Annotated in this window: 13 protein-coding genes; 4 read left to right on the top strand and 9 right to left on the bottom strand. The window is 64.4% G+C overall.

From position 1 onward, the window contains the following. Window positions 1–203 precede the first annotated feature (203 nt). Entirely contained in the window at window positions 204–881 is a 678-nt protein-coding gene (locus tag NKJ37_RS02290) for a winged helix-turn-helix domain-containing protein (RefSeq protein WP_352442366.1), read from the top strand. Continuing rightward, a complete protein-coding gene (locus NKJ37_RS02285) occupies window positions 878–2,251 on the top strand; it encodes a HAMP domain-containing sensor histidine kinase (protein ID WP_023813395.1) in 1,374 nt (457 codons plus the stop codon). The genes NKJ37_RS02290 and NKJ37_RS02285 overlap by 4 nt, the downstream gene beginning before the upstream one ends. 210 nt (window positions 2,252–2,461) lie before the next feature. Here the strand turns inward: NKJ37_RS02285 and NKJ37_RS02280 are convergent, their stop codons facing one another. Next, the gene (locus tag NKJ37_RS02280) at window positions 2,462–2,890 is read right to left on the bottom strand and encodes an Lrp/AsnC family transcriptional regulator (RefSeq protein ID WP_023813397.1); all 429 of its coding nucleotides are present in this window, start codon (window positions 2,888–2,890) and stop codon (window positions 2,462–2,464) included. 115 nt (window positions 2,891–3,005) lie between these two features. Between NKJ37_RS02280 and NKJ37_RS02275 the strand changes: the two genes are divergently transcribed. Next, window positions 3,006–4,109 (top strand): saccharopine dehydrogenase family protein, encoded by a 1,104-nt coding sequence (locus tag NKJ37_RS02275; protein WP_352772459.1) that lies wholly within the window; start codon window positions 3,006–3,008, stop codon window positions 4,107–4,109. 158 nt (window positions 4,110–4,267) lie between these two features. Here the strand turns inward: NKJ37_RS02275 and lpdA are convergent, their stop codons facing one another. The 4 genes from lpdA to NKJ37_RS02255 form a co-directional block, all read right to left on the bottom strand. Then, window positions 4,268–5,659: a dihydrolipoyl dehydrogenase gene (gene lpdA / locus NKJ37_RS02270; RefSeq protein ID WP_352772457.1), complete on the bottom strand. Its 1,392-nt coding sequence runs from the start codon at window positions 5,657–5,659 to the stop codon at window positions 4,268–4,270. Window positions 5,660–5,858: 199 nt separating this feature from the next. Next, window positions 5,859–7,241, bottom strand: coding sequence for a dihydrolipoamide acetyltransferase family protein (locus NKJ37_RS02265; protein WP_352772454.1), 1,383 nt, complete (start codon window positions 7,239–7,241; stop codon window positions 5,859–5,861). Window position 7,242: 1 nt separating this feature from the next. Then, window positions 7,243–8,256 (bottom strand): alpha-ketoacid dehydrogenase subunit beta, encoded by a 1,014-nt coding sequence (locus tag NKJ37_RS02260; protein WP_352772451.1) that lies wholly within the window; start codon window positions 8,254–8,256, stop codon window positions 7,243–7,245. 3 nt (window positions 8,257–8,259) lie between these two features. Then, on the bottom strand, window positions 8,260–9,492 hold the full coding sequence (locus tag NKJ37_RS02255; RefSeq protein WP_352772449.1) for a 3-methyl-2-oxobutanoate dehydrogenase (2-methylpropanoyl-transferring) subunit alpha: 1,233 nt from the start codon (window positions 9,490–9,492) through the stop codon (window positions 8,260–8,262). Window positions 9,493–10,007: 515 nt separating this feature from the next. On the opposite strand from NKJ37_RS02255, the gene holA reads away from it, so the two are divergent. Next, the gene (gene holA / locus NKJ37_RS02250; RefSeq protein WP_352772447.1) at window positions 10,008–11,054 is read left to right on the top strand and encodes a DNA polymerase III subunit delta; all 1,047 of its coding nucleotides are present in this window, start codon (window positions 10,008–10,010) and stop codon (window positions 11,052–11,054) included. 269 nt (window positions 11,055–11,323) lie between these two features. Here holA and NKJ37_RS02245 read toward each other — a convergent pair whose 3' ends face one another. From NKJ37_RS02245 to mnmG, 4 genes are all read right to left on the bottom strand, one after another. Then, window positions 11,324–12,214, bottom strand: a complete 891-nt coding sequence (locus NKJ37_RS02245; RefSeq protein ID WP_352772444.1) for a ParB/RepB/Spo0J family partition protein — start codon at window positions 12,212–12,214, stop codon at window positions 11,324–11,326. A gap of 69 nt (window positions 12,215–12,283) precedes the next feature. Continuing rightward, the gene (locus NKJ37_RS02240) at window positions 12,284–13,084 is read right to left on the bottom strand and encodes a ParA family protein (protein ID WP_013528736.1); all 801 of its coding nucleotides are present in this window, start codon (window positions 13,082–13,084) and stop codon (window positions 12,284–12,286) included. Between the two features lie 52 nt (window positions 13,085–13,136). After that, window positions 13,137–13,769, bottom strand: a complete 633-nt coding sequence (gene rsmG, locus NKJ37_RS02235; RefSeq protein WP_352723053.1) for a 16S rRNA (guanine(527)-N(7))-methyltransferase RsmG — start codon at window positions 13,767–13,769, stop codon at window positions 13,137–13,139. Beyond that, on the bottom strand, window positions 13,766–15,646 hold the full coding sequence (mnmG, locus tag NKJ37_RS02230) for a tRNA uridine-5-carboxymethylaminomethyl(34) synthesis enzyme MnmG (protein ID WP_352772441.1): 1,881 nt from the start codon (window positions 15,644–15,646) through the stop codon (window positions 13,766–13,768). The genes rsmG and mnmG overlap by 4 nt, the downstream gene beginning before the upstream one ends. Window positions 15,647–15,902 lie beyond the last annotated feature (256 nt).

Here is a 15,902-nt window from a genome sequence, read left to right as displayed (position 1 = left end):
GGGGGTGCTGTCCCGCGGACGTCGGGTTCCGCATCGCTACGCGGCTCGGAGATGTCACGGCATCCCAAGGACGAAGCCAGGAAAGCTTCCGCCAATCGCGAATGTATGACGAAAGCGCCACCATACCTGCGCCTTCGTGACATCCTAGGAACAAGCCCGTGCCGGTGATAGCCTCTCCATCTCGGCAACGGACCGGACCTTTCATGCGACTGCTTCTCGTCGAGGACGACCACAGGACGGCCGACTATATCGTCAGGGGACTGACCGAGGCCGGCCATGTCTGCGACCTGCTGCGCAACGGACATGACGCGCTGTTCGCGGCGACCCGGGGCAATTACGACGTGATCATCGCCGATCGGATGATCCCCGGCCTCGACGGCCTGTCGATGATCAAGGCGGTCCGCGCCGCCGGCGTGCGGACGCCGGCGATCTTTCTCACCTCGGTCGGCGGCATCGACGACCGCGTCGAGGGGCTCGAGGCCGGCGGCGACGACTATCTGGTCAAGCCCTTCGCCTTTTCCGAGCTTCTCGCCCGCATCAACGCGCTCGGCCGGCGGCCGGCGGCGCAGGAGCAGAAAACCGTTCTACGGGTTGCCGACCTCGAGATGGACCTGATCATGCGACGCGTCATCAGGCGGGGCCAGACGATCGACCTGCAGCCGCGGGAATTCAGCCTGCTGGAAGTGCTGATGCGCGGCGAAGGCCGTGTCATCACCCGCACCATGCTTCTGGAGCGCGTCTGGGATTTTCATTTCGATCCCAGGACCAGCGTCGTCGAGACCCATATCAGCCGGCTGCGGGCCAAGGTCGACAAGCCCTTCGAAACCCAGCTCATCCACACCGTCCGCAACACCGGCTACAGCCTGCACGCGCCGTCATGACCGGAACATGGTCCCGCCTGCTGCGCAGCACGCCGTTCCGGCTGGCCCTGACCTTCGCCTTCCTGTTCGTGCTGGCCTTCGTCCTGTCGGGCGCCATCGTCTACCAGATGATGAGCGCCGATCTTGCCGAGCGGCTCGACGACACCATCAAGGAGACCTACGCGGTGGTCGCCGCGACCTATGCCGAGAACGATCTCAAGGAGCTGGTTGAGACCGTCGGCAGCCACTCCCTGCGCAGCCTCAAGAAGGAGCAGCTGTTTTCGCTGACCGACGCGACGGGCAATCGCCTGGCCGGCAACTTCACCGCGGCAGGGCTCCCCGACGGCTTCTCGATGTTCGACACCGAAATGCCCGGCGTGCCGCCCGGCGCCGAGTACCGCGCCTATTCCGGTCCGGTCGGCGGCAACACCCTGACCGTCGCCTTCAGCCTTTCCGAGACGGAGGAGCTGGAGAGGATCGTGCTGATGAGCTTTGGCTGGGGAACCCTGATCATCACCGGGCTGGCGGTCGCCGGCGGCGCCCTGCTGGCCTCGCGGGTCCAGCGCCGTCTCGACGGCATCGCCGCCACCATGGTGGATGTCTCGCACGGACGGCTGGACACCCGCATTCCGCTGACCGGCAAGGGCGACGACATCGACATCGTCTCCAGCCAGGTCAATGCCGCGCTCGATCGCCTGTCGGCACTGGTCGAAGGCATGAAACAGGTCAGCGCCAACATCGCCCACGACCTGAAGACGCCGCTCAACCGGTTGCAGATGATCCTCGACACCGCATCGGAAAAGAACCTGTCGGGCCAGAAAATCGCGGCTGAACTGGCGGAGGCGCATGCCGAGAGCCTGCAGATCAACGAGACCTTCGATGCGCTGCTGCGCATCGCGCAGATCGAAGCCGGCGCGCGCCGGGCGCGGTTCACCGATGTCGATCTGGGCGAGGTGCTGCAAACCATCGCCGAGATCTATGCCGATGTTGCCGAGGACGACGGAAAGTCGCTGTCGTTGGCGCAACCACAGGAAACGACGGACCGGATCCATGGCGATCGCGAGCTGTTGACGCAGATGTTCGCCAATCTGGTCGAGAACGCGCTGCGCCATTGTCCATCGGGCACGACGATAAAGCTGTCGGCGACGCGCCAGGGCGAACGCGTCGTTGCCGGTGTCGCCGACAACGGTCCCGGCATTCCCACCGACGAACATGAAAAAGTGTTTCAGCGGCTTTATCGGCTGGACCATAGCCGGTCGACATCCGGCAGCGGGCTGGGTCTCAGCCTTGTCAGGGCCATCGCCGACCTGCATGGCGCGTCGATTACGCTTGAGGATTGTCGGCCTGGCCTTGAGGTGGCGGTGAGCTTTCCGCCGGCGCTGGATTGGTAGGCGAAATGAACCATTCGTCCAATGCCTGAGGTAAGGAAATTGGCGAAAGCCGAAGTGACGGCCAATCTCCCCCCTTGCGGGGGAGATGCCTGGCAAGGCAGAGGGGGGTGCTGTCCCGCCGACCTGTCGATCTGTCACACGGCGCAGATGGCCGAGGCTAGCGCCTGAGCCTGCCGGCCATCTCCCCCGCAAGGGGGGAGATCAGCAGCTTCACCTATCTATCCGCGTCGACAGGATGATCGACGACAAAGTCCGTTCGACTCCGTCCATGGCGCCGATCTGGTCGAGCAGCATGTCGAGGTCGCGGATCGACGGCGCGTCGACGATGACGATCATGTCAAAATTGCCGCTGACCGAATGCAGCGTCCTGACCGTCGCCAGGCCGCGCAGGGCGCGCACCACCTTGTCGGCGAGCTTGGGCGTCACGGTGAGCAGCACATGTGCCCGCACCAGCCCCTGCTCGTAGTCCGGCGCCAGCCGCACGCCATAGCCTGATATGATGCCGCGCTGCTCCAGCCGTTCGATCCGGCTCTGTACCGTGGTCCGCGAGACGCCAAGCCGCCGCGCCAGCTCGGCGGTCGAGGCGCGCGCATTCTCGCGCAGCAGGGAAAGCAGGGCTTGTTCGGCGTCACTGAGCATTTCGACGATTCTTCTCGGCAGACTAGCCAATAGATGGTTTCGTTTCGAACAAAACCACGCTTCCATTCGACGGGCAAGCTGCGAATCTGGGCTTACAATCAGTGAGGGATCGGTCATGAAGAAAATTGTCGTTGTCGGCGCCGGAAAGATCGGCTCGACCATTGCCGAGATGCTCGCCGCCACGGGGGATTATCAGGTCACGCTCGTCGACCGCTCGGCAGCACAACTCGCTTCCGCCGAAGTGCCGGCCACGGTTGCGACGCTGGAGCTCGACATCGAGGCATCCGGCACGCTGGAAGCCGCCCTCGCCGGCAAATTCGCGGTGCTCAGCGCCGCTCCCTTCCATCTGACCACCCGCATCGCCGAGGCGGCGACCAGTGCCGGCGTGCACTATCTCGACCTGACCGAGGACGTCGTCTCGACCCGCCGGGTCAAGGAATTGGCGCACTCGGGCAGAAACGCCTTCATCCCGCAATGCGGCCTGGCGCCGGGCTTCATCTCGATCGTCGCCAACGATCTCGCCAGCCGCTTCGACACGCTGGAGAGCGTGCGCATGCGCGTCGGCGCTTTGCCGCAATACCCGTCCAACGCGCTGAACTACAATCTGACCTGGAGCACCGACGGCGTCATCAACGAATATTGCGAGCCCTGCGAGGCGATCGTCGAGGGCGAACTGGTCGAAGTGCCGCCGCTGGAGGAGCGCGAGGAGTTCTCGCTCGACGGCGTCACCTACGAGGCCTTCAACACCTCCGGTGGGCTCGGCACGCTGGCCGAGACGCTGAAGGGCAAGGTGCGCACGCTGAACTACCGCACGATCCGCTATCCCGGCCACGCCGCGATCATGAAGGCGCTGCTCAACGACCTTGGCCTGCGCCACCGCCGCGACGTGCTGAAGGACATTTTCGAGAGCGCCCTGCCGGCGACGCTGCAGGATGTGGTCATCGTCTTCGTCACCGTCTCGGGCCGCAAGAACGGCCGCCTGCTGCAGGAGACCTACGCCAACAAGATCTACTCGAAGCGTGTCGGCGACACGGTGCGCAGCGCCATCCAGATCACCACCGCATCCGGCATCTGCGCCGTGCTCGACATGCTGGCCGACGGCAGCCTACCGGCGACCGGCTTCGTCAAGCAGGAAGACATCGCGCTCGACGCATTCCTAGCCAACCGCTTCGGCCGCGCCTATGCCCAGCACGAGATGGTGAGCCGGCTGGCGAGCTGAAGTTCTTCACCCTCCCCCTTGTGGGGAGGGTCGGCTCGCATGCGTAGCGAAGCGTAGACTGCGAGACGGGGTGGGGTGAGCGCTGACGGTCGGCGAGGACCCCCACCCCGCTCCGCTTCGCGGATCGACCCTCCCCACAAGGGGGAGGGTAAGCATCCTCAAATATGCAGCGCGTGCCCCAGCGCCTTGAGCGCCGCTTCCTGGAACCCTTCGCCCTGCGTCGGATGCGCATGGATCGTGCCGGCAATGTCCTCCAGCCGCGCGCCCATCTCCAGCGCCAGCCCGAATGACGCCGCCAGTTCCGACACACCTTGCCCGACCGCCTGGATGCCAAGCACCAGATGGTTGTCGGCCCGCGCCACTACGCGGACGAAGCCGTCTTCGCCCAGCTTCGTCATCGCCCGGCCATTGGCGGCGAACGGGAACATGCCGATCTTGATCTCGCCGCCCAGAGCCCTGGCCTCTTCCGGTGAAAGACCAGCGGTGACGAGTTCCGGATCGGTGAAGCAAACGGCGGGAATGGCGCGCTTGTCCCAGTTGCGCTTGTGACCGGCGATGATCTCGGCGACCATCTCGCCCTGGGCCATCGCCCGGTGCGCCAGCATCGGCTCACCGGTGACGTCACCGATGGCAAAGATGCCGCGCATCGAGGTGCGGCACTGCTCGTCGATGCGGATGAATTTTCCAGCCATATCAAGGTCGATCTGGTCGAGCCCCCAGCCTTCGGTCACCGGCTTGCGGCCGACCGTCACCAGGATTTTTTCGGCGGCGACCTTGGCGCTCTTGCCGTCGGATGTCTCGATCAGCAGCGCGTCGCCTTTGGCACCCTTGGCCTTGGCACCCGTCATCACCTCGATGCCGAGCGCGTTGAGCCGCTTGACCACCGGACGCGTGAGCTCGGCGTCATACTGCGCCAGCACGCGTGGCAGCGCCTCGACGACAGTCACCTTGGCGCCCATCTTGGCGAAGGCCATGCCGAGCTCGAGGCCGATATAGCCGCCACCGACGACGGCAAGCTTCTTCGGCACTTCGCTTAGCGCCAGCGCGTCGGTGGAGGAGATCACCGACCCGCCAAAGGGCAGGAACGGCAGTTCCACCCGCGTCGAGCCGGTGGCGATGACGATCGCCTCGGCGCGGATCACTTGGCTTCCCGTCTCGGTCTCGACCTCCACAGTCTTGCCGTCGCGAAAGCTCGCCCAGCCATGCACGGTCTTGACTCCTGCCTTCTTGAGCAGGCCGGCGACGCCGCTGTTGAGCCGGCTCACGATGCCGTCCTTCCAAGTGATCGTCTTAGCCAGGTCGAGCGTCGGTGCGGTGAGCGAAATGCCAAGCGGGCTCTTGCCGCCCGCCATGTGTGAGACCCTCTCGAACTCTTCCGCCGCATGGATCAGCGCCTTGGATGGGATGCAGCCGACATTGAGGCAGGTGCCGCCCGGTTTGCCGGCCTCGACGATTACCGTATCGACGCCGAGCTGTCCCGCGCGGATGGCGCAGATGTAACCGCCAGGACCGGCGCCGATGACGAGCAGCTTGCAGGAGATTTCTTTCATGACGGCACGCTCTCTATGGTGACGAAGGCCCCCTCATCCGGCCGCTTCGCGGCCACCTTCTCCCCGCTGGGGAGAAGAGACTGGCGCCTGCGCTGACGACCTCCTCTCCCCTCGGGGAGAGGTCGGATTGCCCCGAATTGCCTTTGCAATTCGGCTGGCAATCCGGGTGAGGGGGACTTCGACATCGGCCTCATCACCCTCAATCCACGAAAATCAGCGCCGGTGTTTCCAGCAGCGTCTTTATCCGCTGGATGAACACCGCCGCGTCCCAGCCGTCGATGACGCGATGGTCGAAGCTCGACGACAGGTTCATCATCTTGCGCGGCATGAACTGGGTGCCGTCCCACACCGGCCGCACCATCATCTTGTTGACGCCGATGATCGCCACTTCCGGATGGTTGATCACCGGCGTCGTCGCCACGCCGCCCATGGCGCCGAGCGAGGTGATGGTGATGGTCGAGCCGGACAGCTCGTCGCGTGTCGCGGTGCCGGACTTGGCCGCCTCGGCCAACCTGATGACCTCAGTGCCGCATTCCCAGATGTCGCGCGCCTCGGCATGCCTGACCACCGGCACCACCAGCCCCGACGGCGTCTGCGCGGCAATGCCGATATGGATGCCGCCATGCTGGTGGATGATGCCGGCCTCGTCGTCGAACAGCGAATTGAGGTTGGGCTGGTCCGCTATCGCCTTGACCATCGCCCGCATCAGGAACGGCAGCAGCGTCAGCTTCGGCCGCTCCACGCCCGGGCGCTTCTCCTTGTTGAGTGCGGCGCGCAATTCCTCGAGTGCTGTAACGTCGATCTCCTCGACATAGGTGATGTGCGGGATGCGCGATTTGGACAGCGTCATCTTCTCGGCGATCTTGCGCCGCAGCCCGACCACCTTGATGTCCTGTATCGTATCGTTGCGGGCGAGACCGGATGTCCTGGCGACCTGCGGGCCGCGCGCCAGGAACGCCTCGATATCCTCATGGCCGATGCGCCCGGCAGGGCCGCTCCCCGCAACCTGCCGGAGATCGATGCCCGCCTCTTTTGCCCGCAGACGGACGGCCGGAGAGGCCAACGGTCTTTCGCCCTCGGGACGGGGTGCGCCGGCGGGCGCGACAACTCCGGACGTCGGCGCAGTACCCCCGCCCCTAGCCCCTCCCCACAAGGGGGAGGGGGATTCTGTCTGCGCTGCTCGCACGCTTTTTGCGGAGGACTCTGATGATGGCGAAGTAGATTTTGCTCCGCCCTTGGAGGCCGTGGCGCGTCCCCCTCCCCCTTGTGAGGGGCTAGGGGTGGGGGTACTCTCAGCCGTGACTTTTGCCGGCGTCGCACCACCCGCAACATTGCCCTCGCCCGCCACCTTCAGCCGCACGATGGGCGAGCCGATCGCCACCGTGTCGCCGATCTCGGCGCCCAGCCACAGGATTTCGCCGTCGACAGGCGACGGGATTTCGACCGTCGCCTTGTCGGTCATGACGGCGGCAAGCACGGTGTCCTCGCGCACCATGTCGCCGATCTTGACGTGCCATTCGACGAGCTCGGCTTCGGCGACACCCTCGCCGACATCGGGCAGCTTGATGATGTGTTCGCCCATCTCAGGCCCCCATGGTTTCAAGCAAAGCACGGCCTACCCGGGCGGGACCGGGGAAATAGTCCCATTCCTGCGCATGCGGATAGGGCGTGTCCCAGCCGGCAACGCGAGCGACCGGCGCTTCGAGGTGATAGAAGCAGTTTTCCTGCACCAGGGCCGACAGTTCGGCGCCGAAGCCCGACGTCAGCGTCGCCTCGTGCACGATGACGCAGCGCCCAGTCTTCTTGACCGAGGCGACGATCGTGTCGAGATCGAGCGGCAAAAGGGTCCTGAGATCGATGATCTCGGCACCGATGCCGGTTTCCTCGACCGCGGCCTGCGCGACATAGACCATGGTGCCGTAGGCGAGCACGGTGAGGGCCGAGCCTGCCCGGCGGATCGCCGCCTTGCCGAGCGGCACGGTGTAGTGGCCGTCGGCGACCTCTCCGAGCTCATGTTTCGACCACGGCGTCACCGGCCGGTCGTGATGGCCGTCGAAAGGGCCGTTGTAGAGCCGCTTCGGCTCCAAAAAAATCACCGGATCGGGGTCTTCGATCGCCGCGATGAGTAGCCCTTTGGCGTCATGTGGGTTGGACGGCACCACGGTCTTCAGTCCCGACACATGGGTGAACAGCGCTTCCGGGCTCTGGCTGTGCGTCTGGCCGCCAAAAATGCCGCCGCCGGTCGGCATGCGCACCACGATCGGACAGGTGAAATCGCCGTTGGAGCGGTAACGCAGCCGTGCCGCTTCCTGCGTCAGCTGGTCGTAGGCCGGATACATGTAGTCGGCAAACTGAATCTCCACGCACGGCTTCAGGCCATAGGCGGCCATGCCGATGGCCGAGCCGACAATGCCGGATTCGTTGATCGGCGCATCGAAGCAGCGGCTCTTGCCGTATTTGGCCTGCAGGCCTTGCGTGCAGCGGAATACGCCGCCGAAGAAGCCGACATCTTCGCCGAACACGACGACTTTGTCGTCGCGCCCCATCGACACGTCCATGGCATCGCGAATGGCCTCGATCATGGTCCGTCTCGGCATGGCTCAAACCCCCGCCTGCTGGCGCTGGCGTCTGAGATGCGGCGGCATCTCGGCATAGAGCCCTTCGAACATGTCGCGCGTCGACGGCTTGCCACCGGCATGCAGCGTGCCGTGGCTTTCCGCTTCCTTTTGCGCCGCGATCACGGTGTCGAGGATTTCCGCCTCGGCCTGCGCGTGCCGCTCGTCCGACCAGACGCCGAGCGCGATGAGATGGTTCTTCAGCCGCACGATCGGGTCGCCGAGCGGCCAGGCGTCGGATTCGGTCTTTGGCCGGTAGGCCGAGGGATCGTCCGAGCTCGAATGCGCGCCGGCACGGTAGGTGACATATTCGACCAGCGTCGGCCCGAGATTGCTGCGCGCCCGCTCCGCCGCCCATTTGGCAACGGCATGCACCGCGAGATAATCATTACCGTCGACGCGCAGCGACGGGATGCCGAAGCCAAGGCCTCTCGCCGCGAAGGTGCCCGAGCCGCCGCGTGCGATGCCTTGAAAGGTCGAGATCGCCCACTGGTTGTTGACGACGTTGAGCACGACGGGCGCCTTGTAGGTGGAGGCGAACACCAGCGCCGAATGGAAATCGGATTCGGCCGTCGAGCCGTCGCCGATCCACGCGGCTGCGATGCGCGAATCGTTCGATATCGCCGAGGCCATCGCCCAGCCGACCGCCTGGATGTACTGCGTCGCCAGATTGCCGGAGATCGAGAAGAAGCCGTGCTCCTTCGACGAATACATGACCGGCAATTGCCGGCCCTTCAGTGGGTCGGCCTCGTTGGAATAGATCTGGTTCATCATCGTGACCATCGGATAGCCGTCGGCGATGAGCAGCCCTGCCTGGCGATAGGTCGGAAAATTCATATCGCCCGGCGCCAGCGCCTTGCGGAAGGCGCAAGCCACCGCCTCTTCGCCCAGATGCTGCATGTAGAACGAGGTCTTGCCCTGCCGCTGCGCCATCTGCATGCGCGCGTCGAAGGCCCGCAGCGTCATCATGTGGCGCAGCCCGGCCAGCAGCTCGTCGCTGGAAAGCAGGCCGGCCCAGGGACCGACGGCCTCGCCATTGCGGTTCAGCACACGGATGATCGAGAAGGCATGATCGCGGATGGTTCGGGGATCGACGGAGATTTCGGGGCGCGGCACCGAGCCGGCCTTGGGGATCGGCACATTGGAAAAGTCAGGCGTCCCGCCCGGCCGCACTTCCGGCTCCGGAACGTGGAAACGCAACATCCCAGCATCGGCCATGACGTCTGTCCTCCAATGTTGCCTGGTGCCGATATTTGCATATCTGCGCCGCCAGGCCAGTGCGAATTCGTCGGGGTAGCCTGCGGACGTCGGTCCCGGCCGCGCCGGCCGATCCAGCCTCCCCAGCACCAAGATGAAGATATGTCGACGAAATTTCTTGTCGATGTTGGGGGACGGCGCGCAATTAGGGAGAAGGTTGGGCTGGGTTTGCCGGAAGATAAGGTGATTGGCGAAGGCGGCGAAGCGTAATCTCCCTCCTTGAGGGGGAGATGGCCGGCAGGCCAGAGGGGGTCGGTTCGACTGGATGCGACCTCCTTGCGGCAGACGAAGGTTAGCGCTCCACGCGCAACGACCCCCTCTGTCGCCTTCGGCGACATCTCCCCTCAAGGGGGGAGATTACTCGCTCCGCCGCTTTTGCCAATCTTCCACGCTGCGAGAAAATCACGCGCATCATCCTTTGCCCCAATCACCAACCTCCATTCACCCCGCCCCCGCATCATGCTAACCAACCCGCCATGGCACAGAAGAAAGCATATGAGGTCGATGGGTGGTTGGCGCGGCCTGATGCGCGCATTTCCATCGTCCTGCTTTACGGCCCCGATCGCGGCCTCGTCTCCGAGCGGGCGAAGGCCTTTGCCGGCAAGACCGGCCTGGCTCTCGACGATCCCTTCTCGGTGGTCAGGCTCGAGGGTTCGGAGGTCGACCGCGACGAGGGCCGGCTGCTCGACGAAGCCCGCACCGTGCCGATGTTTTCCGACCGGCGGCTGCTATGGGTGCGCAATGCCAGCGGCCAGAAGGCATTGGCCGACGACGTCAAGGCGCTGACGGCGGAGCCCGCGCGCGATGCCATCATTCTCATCGAGGCCGGCGATCTCAAGAAGGGTGTCGGCCTGCGCGCCATCGTCGAGGCGGCGGACAATGCCATGGCGCTGCCGTGCTATGCCGATGAGGCGCGCGACATCGACGGCGTCATTGATGCCGAACTGGGCAAGGCCGGCATGTCGATGACCATGGAGGCGAGGCAGGCGCTGCGCCGTAATCTCGGCGGCGACCGGTTGGCCTCGCGCGGCGAGATCGAAAAGCTCGTGCTCTACGCCCATGGCCAGAACGAGATCGGCCTGGAAGAGGTCAAGGCGATGTCGGGTGATGTCTCCGGCGCCTCTTTCGACGACGCGGTCGACGCGCTTCTCGAAGGCAAGATCGGCGACTTCGATATCGCCTTCACCCGCCATTGCCAGTCTGGCGGCCAGCCCTTTCTGGTGCTGTCCTCGGCGATGCGGCAGCTGCAGCAGATCCAGGCCATGCGTGGCCAGATGGAGTCCGGCAACCGCAACGCCGCCTCGGTCGTCGCCGCCGCCCGCCCGCCGGTGTTTTTCTCCAGGCGCAAGCTGGTCGAGAAGGCGCTGGAACGTTGGAACGTCGACGCGCTCAGCCGCGCGCTGATGCGGCTGCAGACGGCGGTGCTGCAGACCAGGCGGCGGCCGGATCTTGCGGTTGCGCTGGCAAGGCAGGCGCTGCTTGGGATAGCGGTGGAGAGCAGCCGGCTGGCGCAGCGCGCCTGATCTCCCCCCTCGAGGGGGAGATGTCGCCGAAGGCGACAGAGGGGGTCGCCGCGCGTGAAGCGCCGACCTCCATCTGCCGCAAGAAGGTCGCATCCAGCCGAACCGACCCCCTCTGGCCTGCCGGCCATCTCCCCCTCAAGGAGGGAGATTCGCGGCTTCGCCGATCTCGCCAATCACCAACGCGACAAAAGGAAAAGGCCGGCCCAACGGCCAGCCCCTTTCTCATATGCGCCAATCAATCTCCGGGTAGAAGATAGTTTGCCGGCTAATTACCGATCCTGCTTCAGCCGCCTGCACAGCTCATCAAGCTGTTCCAGCGACCGGTACGAAACCCGCAGCACGCCGCCTCTGCCCTTGTGATCCACCGACACGATCATGCCGATCGTGTCGGTCAACAGTTTTTCCAGCGCCAGCGTGTCGGCGTCCTTTTCGTCAGGACTTGGCGCCGGCTTGGCTTCCCTGGCGCTGCTGGTGCCGGCCGGCATCTGCGCCAGCGCTTCGGCCTGGCGCACCGAAAGGCCCTCTTCGACGATGCGCTTGGCAAGGCCGGCCGGATCTTCCGCCGTCACCAGCGTGCGGGCATGACCCGCCGACAGCGCGCCGTCGACCAGCATGTCGCGGATCACGTCGGGCAGCTTCAAGAGCCTGAGCGTGTTGGCGACATGGCTGCGGCTCTTGCCGATCACCTGGCCGAGATCGGCCTGGGTGTAGCCGTGCTCGTCGATCAGCTGCTGATAACCAAGCGCCTCCTCGACCGCATTGAGATCGGTGCGCTGGACGTTCTCGATGATCGCCAGTTCGAGCGCGGTGCGGTCGTTGACCTCGCGGATGATGACCGGAATCTCGGACAGCCCGGCGCGCTGCGCCGCGCGCCAGCGCCGCTCGCCGGCGATGATTTCGTAGCGGCCGGCCTGTGTCGGCGAAGGCCGCGCCACCACCGGCTGGACGACGCCATGTTCGCGGATCGATTGGGCAAGGTCCGTCAGCTCGGCATCGCCGAAATGCCGGCGCGGATTCTTCGGATTGGGGGTCAGGAACTCGATCGGCACCTTGCCGTCGGCGCTCATGCCAGGCTTTTCGGGGACTGCCGGACGATTGATCTCGCCGATCAGCGCTGCCAGCCCACGCCCCAGTCTCTTTCTTGAAAGGTCTTCGCTCATCTTTATTCCAGTTGGCTATTCCAAATCGTTTCGGTATCGAATCGGCTCTTAGCTATGCATCCGGCCTAATCAAGCGGCGCGCAACTTGCGCTCGCGGCGGATCACTTCCGACGCCAGTTGCAGATAGGCCTGACTGCCGGAGCACTTCAAATCATAGAGGATCGCCGGCTTGCCGTAGGACGGCGCCTCGGACACCCGCACATTGCGCGGAATGACGGTCTCGTAGACCTTGTCGCCCATATGCGCTCGCACATCCTGCACCACCTGGTTGGCGAGATTGTTGCGGCCGTCATACATGGTCAGCACGATGCCCTGGATGGTGAGATCCGGATTGATCGAGCGGCGCACCTGCTCGACCGTCTCCAGCAACTGGCTGAGACCTTCGAGCGCAAAAAACTCGCATTGCAGCGGTACAAGAACAGAATCGGCCGCAGCCATTGAATTCAAAGTCAAAAGATTGAGCGATGGCGGGCAGTCGATCAGCACATAGCCGAATGGTGCGCCGCGCTCGGTCGCAGCGCGCAGCGCATTGCGCAGCTTGAGCACACGGTCGGGCGCCGAGGCGATCTCCATTTCGATGCCGAGCAGGTCGAGCGTCGACGGCACGATCGACAGGCCGGGCACGGCTGTGGGGATGGCCGCGGCCTCCAGCTCAAGCTCGCCGGTCAGCACGTCATAGGAGGACACCGTGCGGTCCTTGCGATCGATGCCGAGGCCGGTGCTGGCATTTCCCTGCGGATCGAGATCGACGATCAGCACCTTTTCGCCGATCGCGGCCAGCGCGGTCGCCAGATTGATGGCGGTCGTCGTCTTGCCGACACCGCCCTTCTGGTTGGCTACAGTGATGATTCGGGGGCCATTCTTCATCATGGGTTTATGCCAGAAATTCATTTTGGGCGCCAAATCGCCTGTCAGTGACGGATCAGACAGGTCGCAGGTTGGACAATTCCAGGATGACGCCGCCAGCGTCGGTCACACTTGGATGTTCTACCAGATCGAAGGACCATCGGTGAACGCTTTCTTGCACTTCGGTGCGGTAATCCCGGCCTTTGTGGAACAGGCCGCGTGCGCCTGAAATCAGCCAGGGCGCCGACAGGTCCAGCAAGGTCGAAAGCGAGGCCAAAGCCCGCGCCGTGACAACTTGCGGTGTCGAAACAAGCGCATGGCTGTCATCGATGCGGCGCGCCACGACTCGCGCCGGCAGGCTGAATTGCCCGACGACGGTCTGCAGGAAGGACGCCTTTTTGCGATTGCTTTCAACCAGATCGATGCTAGCGCCGTCGCGCTCGGCAAGCAGGAAAGCCATGACAAGGCCCGGAAATCCGCCGCCCGAGCCGAGATCCACCCAGCGCGTGGCTTGAGGCTCTAAGCGCCCGAGCTGCGCACTGTCCAATATATGGCGCTGCCAGACATCGCCCGACGTCGATTGCGCCACCAGATTGATGCTGCGATTCCATTTCTGGAACATCTGCTCAAAGGCCACCAGCCGATCGAATGTTTCACGTGAAACCGGGCCCGCCGCGTCCTGCAGGCTCTCTAGGGACATAGAATTCACGCAACATCCTTCTGTGGGCGCTGGGCGCTCTCCGCGTGGCGGACATGCGCGACGATGATCGCCAGTGCCGCCGGCGTCATGCCTTCCATGCGCTGGGCATCGGCGATGGAGCGCGGCCGCCGCGCTTGCATCTTCTGCTTCAACTCGTTGGACAGCCCCGGCACCCCGGCGAAATCGACCGTCTCGGGGATCAGCCGGCTCTCTTCATGCCGGATCTGCGCCACATCCGTCTTCTGACGATCGAGATAGACTGAATATTTCGCTTCCGTCTCGAGGCGCTCCGCCGTCTTGCCGTCGATCGCCGCAAAGCGCGGATCGACGCCAGCCAGCCAGGCGACATCGACGTCAGGATAGGACAGCAATTCATAGCCGGACCGGCGCACGCCATCCCGGTTGATGTCCAGCCCGTGTCGCGCCGCCTCATTCGGTGTCATGGTGAGCGACTTCGCCAAGTCCCGCGCCTCGTCCAGGCTTTGCATGACCTGCCCGTAGCGTTGCATGCGCTGTGCCGAAGCGATGCCCAGCTTTGCAGCCAGAGGCGTCAGTCGTTCATCCGCATTGTCGGCACGCAGCGACAGCCGGAATTCGGCCCGAGAGGTGAACATCCGGTAGGGTTCGCTGATGCCGCGGCTGGTCAGGTCGTCGACCATCACCCCAATATAGGCTTCGGTGCGGCTGAGCACGATCTGCTCGCTCCCCGCCGCCCGCCGCGCCGCATTGAGGCCTGCGAGCAAGCCTTGCCCGGCTGCTTCCTCATAGCCGGTCGTGCCGTTGATCTGCCCGGCGAGGAAAAGACCCCTGATGCGCTTCGTCTCCAGCGTCTGATGCAGTTCGCGCGGATCGACGTGATCATACTCGATGGCATAGCCGGGCTGCAGCATGGTTGCGCGCTCCAGCCCCGGAATGGTTTTCAATATATCGAGCTGTACGTCTTCGGGCAGCGAGGTCGAAATCCCATTGGGATAAACCGTGTTGTCATCGAGCCCTTCCGGCTCGAGGAAGATCTGGTGCCCGTCCCTGTCGCCGAACTTGACGATCTTGTCCTCGATCGACGGGCAATAGCGCGGCCCAACGCCCGCGATCGAACCGGAATACATGGCCGACCGGCCAAGATTGACGCGGATCAACTCATGCGTGGCCGTCGTCGTGCGGGTGATGCCGCACTCGATCTGCGGCGTGGTGATGCGGTCGGTCATCAGCGAGAACGGCACAGGATTCTCATCCGCCGCCTGGCTTTCCAGCGACGCCCAGTCGATGGTCCGGCCGTCGAGCCGTGGCGGCGTGCCGGTCTTCAGCCGTCCGAGTTTGAAACCCGCGCGGTCCATCGTCGCCGAGAGCCCAAGGCTGGCCTGCTCGTTCATGCGGCCGGCGACAATCTTCTTCTCGCCAATATGGATAAGCCCACGCAAAAAAGTTCCGGTCGTCAGCACGACCGCGCCACAGCCAAGCCGCCTGCCGTCGGCGAGGAGAACAGCCGTGATCCGCCCATCGGCGATCTCAAAATCCAGAACCTCGCCTTCGACCACGTCGAGATCATTCTGCTGCCGAATCGCTTCCTGCATGGCAAGGCGATAAAGCTTCCTGTCGGCCTGCGTGCGGGGGCCGCGCACGGCGGGACCCTTGCGGCGGTTGAGCAGGCGGAACTGGATGCCAGCCGCATCCGCCACGCGCCCCATCAGGCCATCCATGGCATCTATCTCGCGGACCAGGTGGCCCTTGCCGAGCCCACCGATCGCCGGATTGCACGACATGACCCCGATCGTGTCAAAGCGCAGCGTCACCAGCGCGGCCCTGGCACCAGCGCGCGCGGCAGCACTGGCCGCCTCGCAACCCGCGTGGCCGCCGCCCACCACAACCACATCATAGTGATTGGTCATTCCAACACGTCCCAGACTCAAAAAAGATTGAGGGACACATGTCCCTGCAGAGCAGTGCTGTCAAGAAAACTCCGCAGCGAGTTTCACGTGAAACAAGGTGGTGGGGAGTTGCAGCGGTGTTTCACGTGAATCATTTGGAATGGGACCTTTTGCCGGAGCCCTGCCAACTTTCGTCATCCACGGGCGGAGCGGGAGCGAAGCGGACGCGCAGACCCGAGGATCCATTCCGTGAACGAGATCGAGGAATGCGACGCAA

It is taken from the genome of Mesorhizobium sp. M0140, assembly GCF_040322475.1.
Lineage (GTDB): Bacteria > Pseudomonadota > Alphaproteobacteria > Rhizobiales > Rhizobiaceae > Mesorhizobium.
This window is presented reverse-complemented; position numbering and strand designations above follow the sequence as displayed.

Bases quoted from the DNA above. Each gene is read 5' to 3' on its own strand.
- NKJ37_RS02240 (WP_013528736.1), bottom strand. From the start codon at position 13,084: ATGATGAAGAATGGCCCCCGAATCATCACTGTAGCCAACCAGAAGGGC.
- NKJ37_RS02260 (WP_352772451.1), bottom strand. From the start codon at position 8,256: ATGCCGAGACGGACCATGATCGAGGCCATTCGCGATGCCATGGACGTG.
- NKJ37_RS02280 (WP_023813397.1), bottom strand. From the start codon at position 2,890: ATGCTCAGTGACGCCGAACAAGCCCTGCTTTCCCTGCTGCGCGAGAAT.
- NKJ37_RS02245 (WP_352772444.1), bottom strand. From the start codon at position 12,214: ATGAGCGAAGACCTTTCAAGAAAGAGACTGGGGCGTGGGCTGGCAGCG.
- mnmG (WP_352772441.1), bottom strand. From the start codon at position 15,646: ATGACCAATCACTATGATGTGGTTGTGGTGGGCGGCGGCCACGCGGGT.
- NKJ37_RS02290 (WP_352442366.1), top strand. From the start codon at position 204: ATGCGACTGCTTCTCGTCGAGGACGACCACAGGACGGCCGACTATATC.
- NKJ37_RS02275 (WP_352772459.1), top strand. From the start codon at position 3,006: ATGAAGAAAATTGTCGTTGTCGGCGCCGGAAAGATCGGCTCGACCATT.
- holA (WP_352772447.1), top strand. From the start codon at position 10,008: ATGGCACAGAAGAAAGCATATGAGGTCGATGGGTGGTTGGCGCGGCCT.
- NKJ37_RS02265 (WP_352772454.1), bottom strand. From the start codon at position 7,241: ATGGGCGAACACATCATCAAGCTGCCCGATGTCGGCGAGGGTGTCGCC.
- NKJ37_RS02255 (WP_352772449.1), bottom strand. From the start codon at position 9,492: ATGGCCGATGCTGGGATGTTGCGTTTCCACGTTCCGGAGCCGGAAGTG.
- lpdA (WP_352772457.1), bottom strand. From the start codon at position 5,659: ATGAAAGAAATCTCCTGCAAGCTGCTCGTCATCGGCGCCGGTCCTGGC.
- NKJ37_RS02285 (WP_023813395.1), top strand. From the start codon at position 878: ATGACCGGAACATGGTCCCGCCTGCTGCGCAGCACGCCGTTCCGGCTG.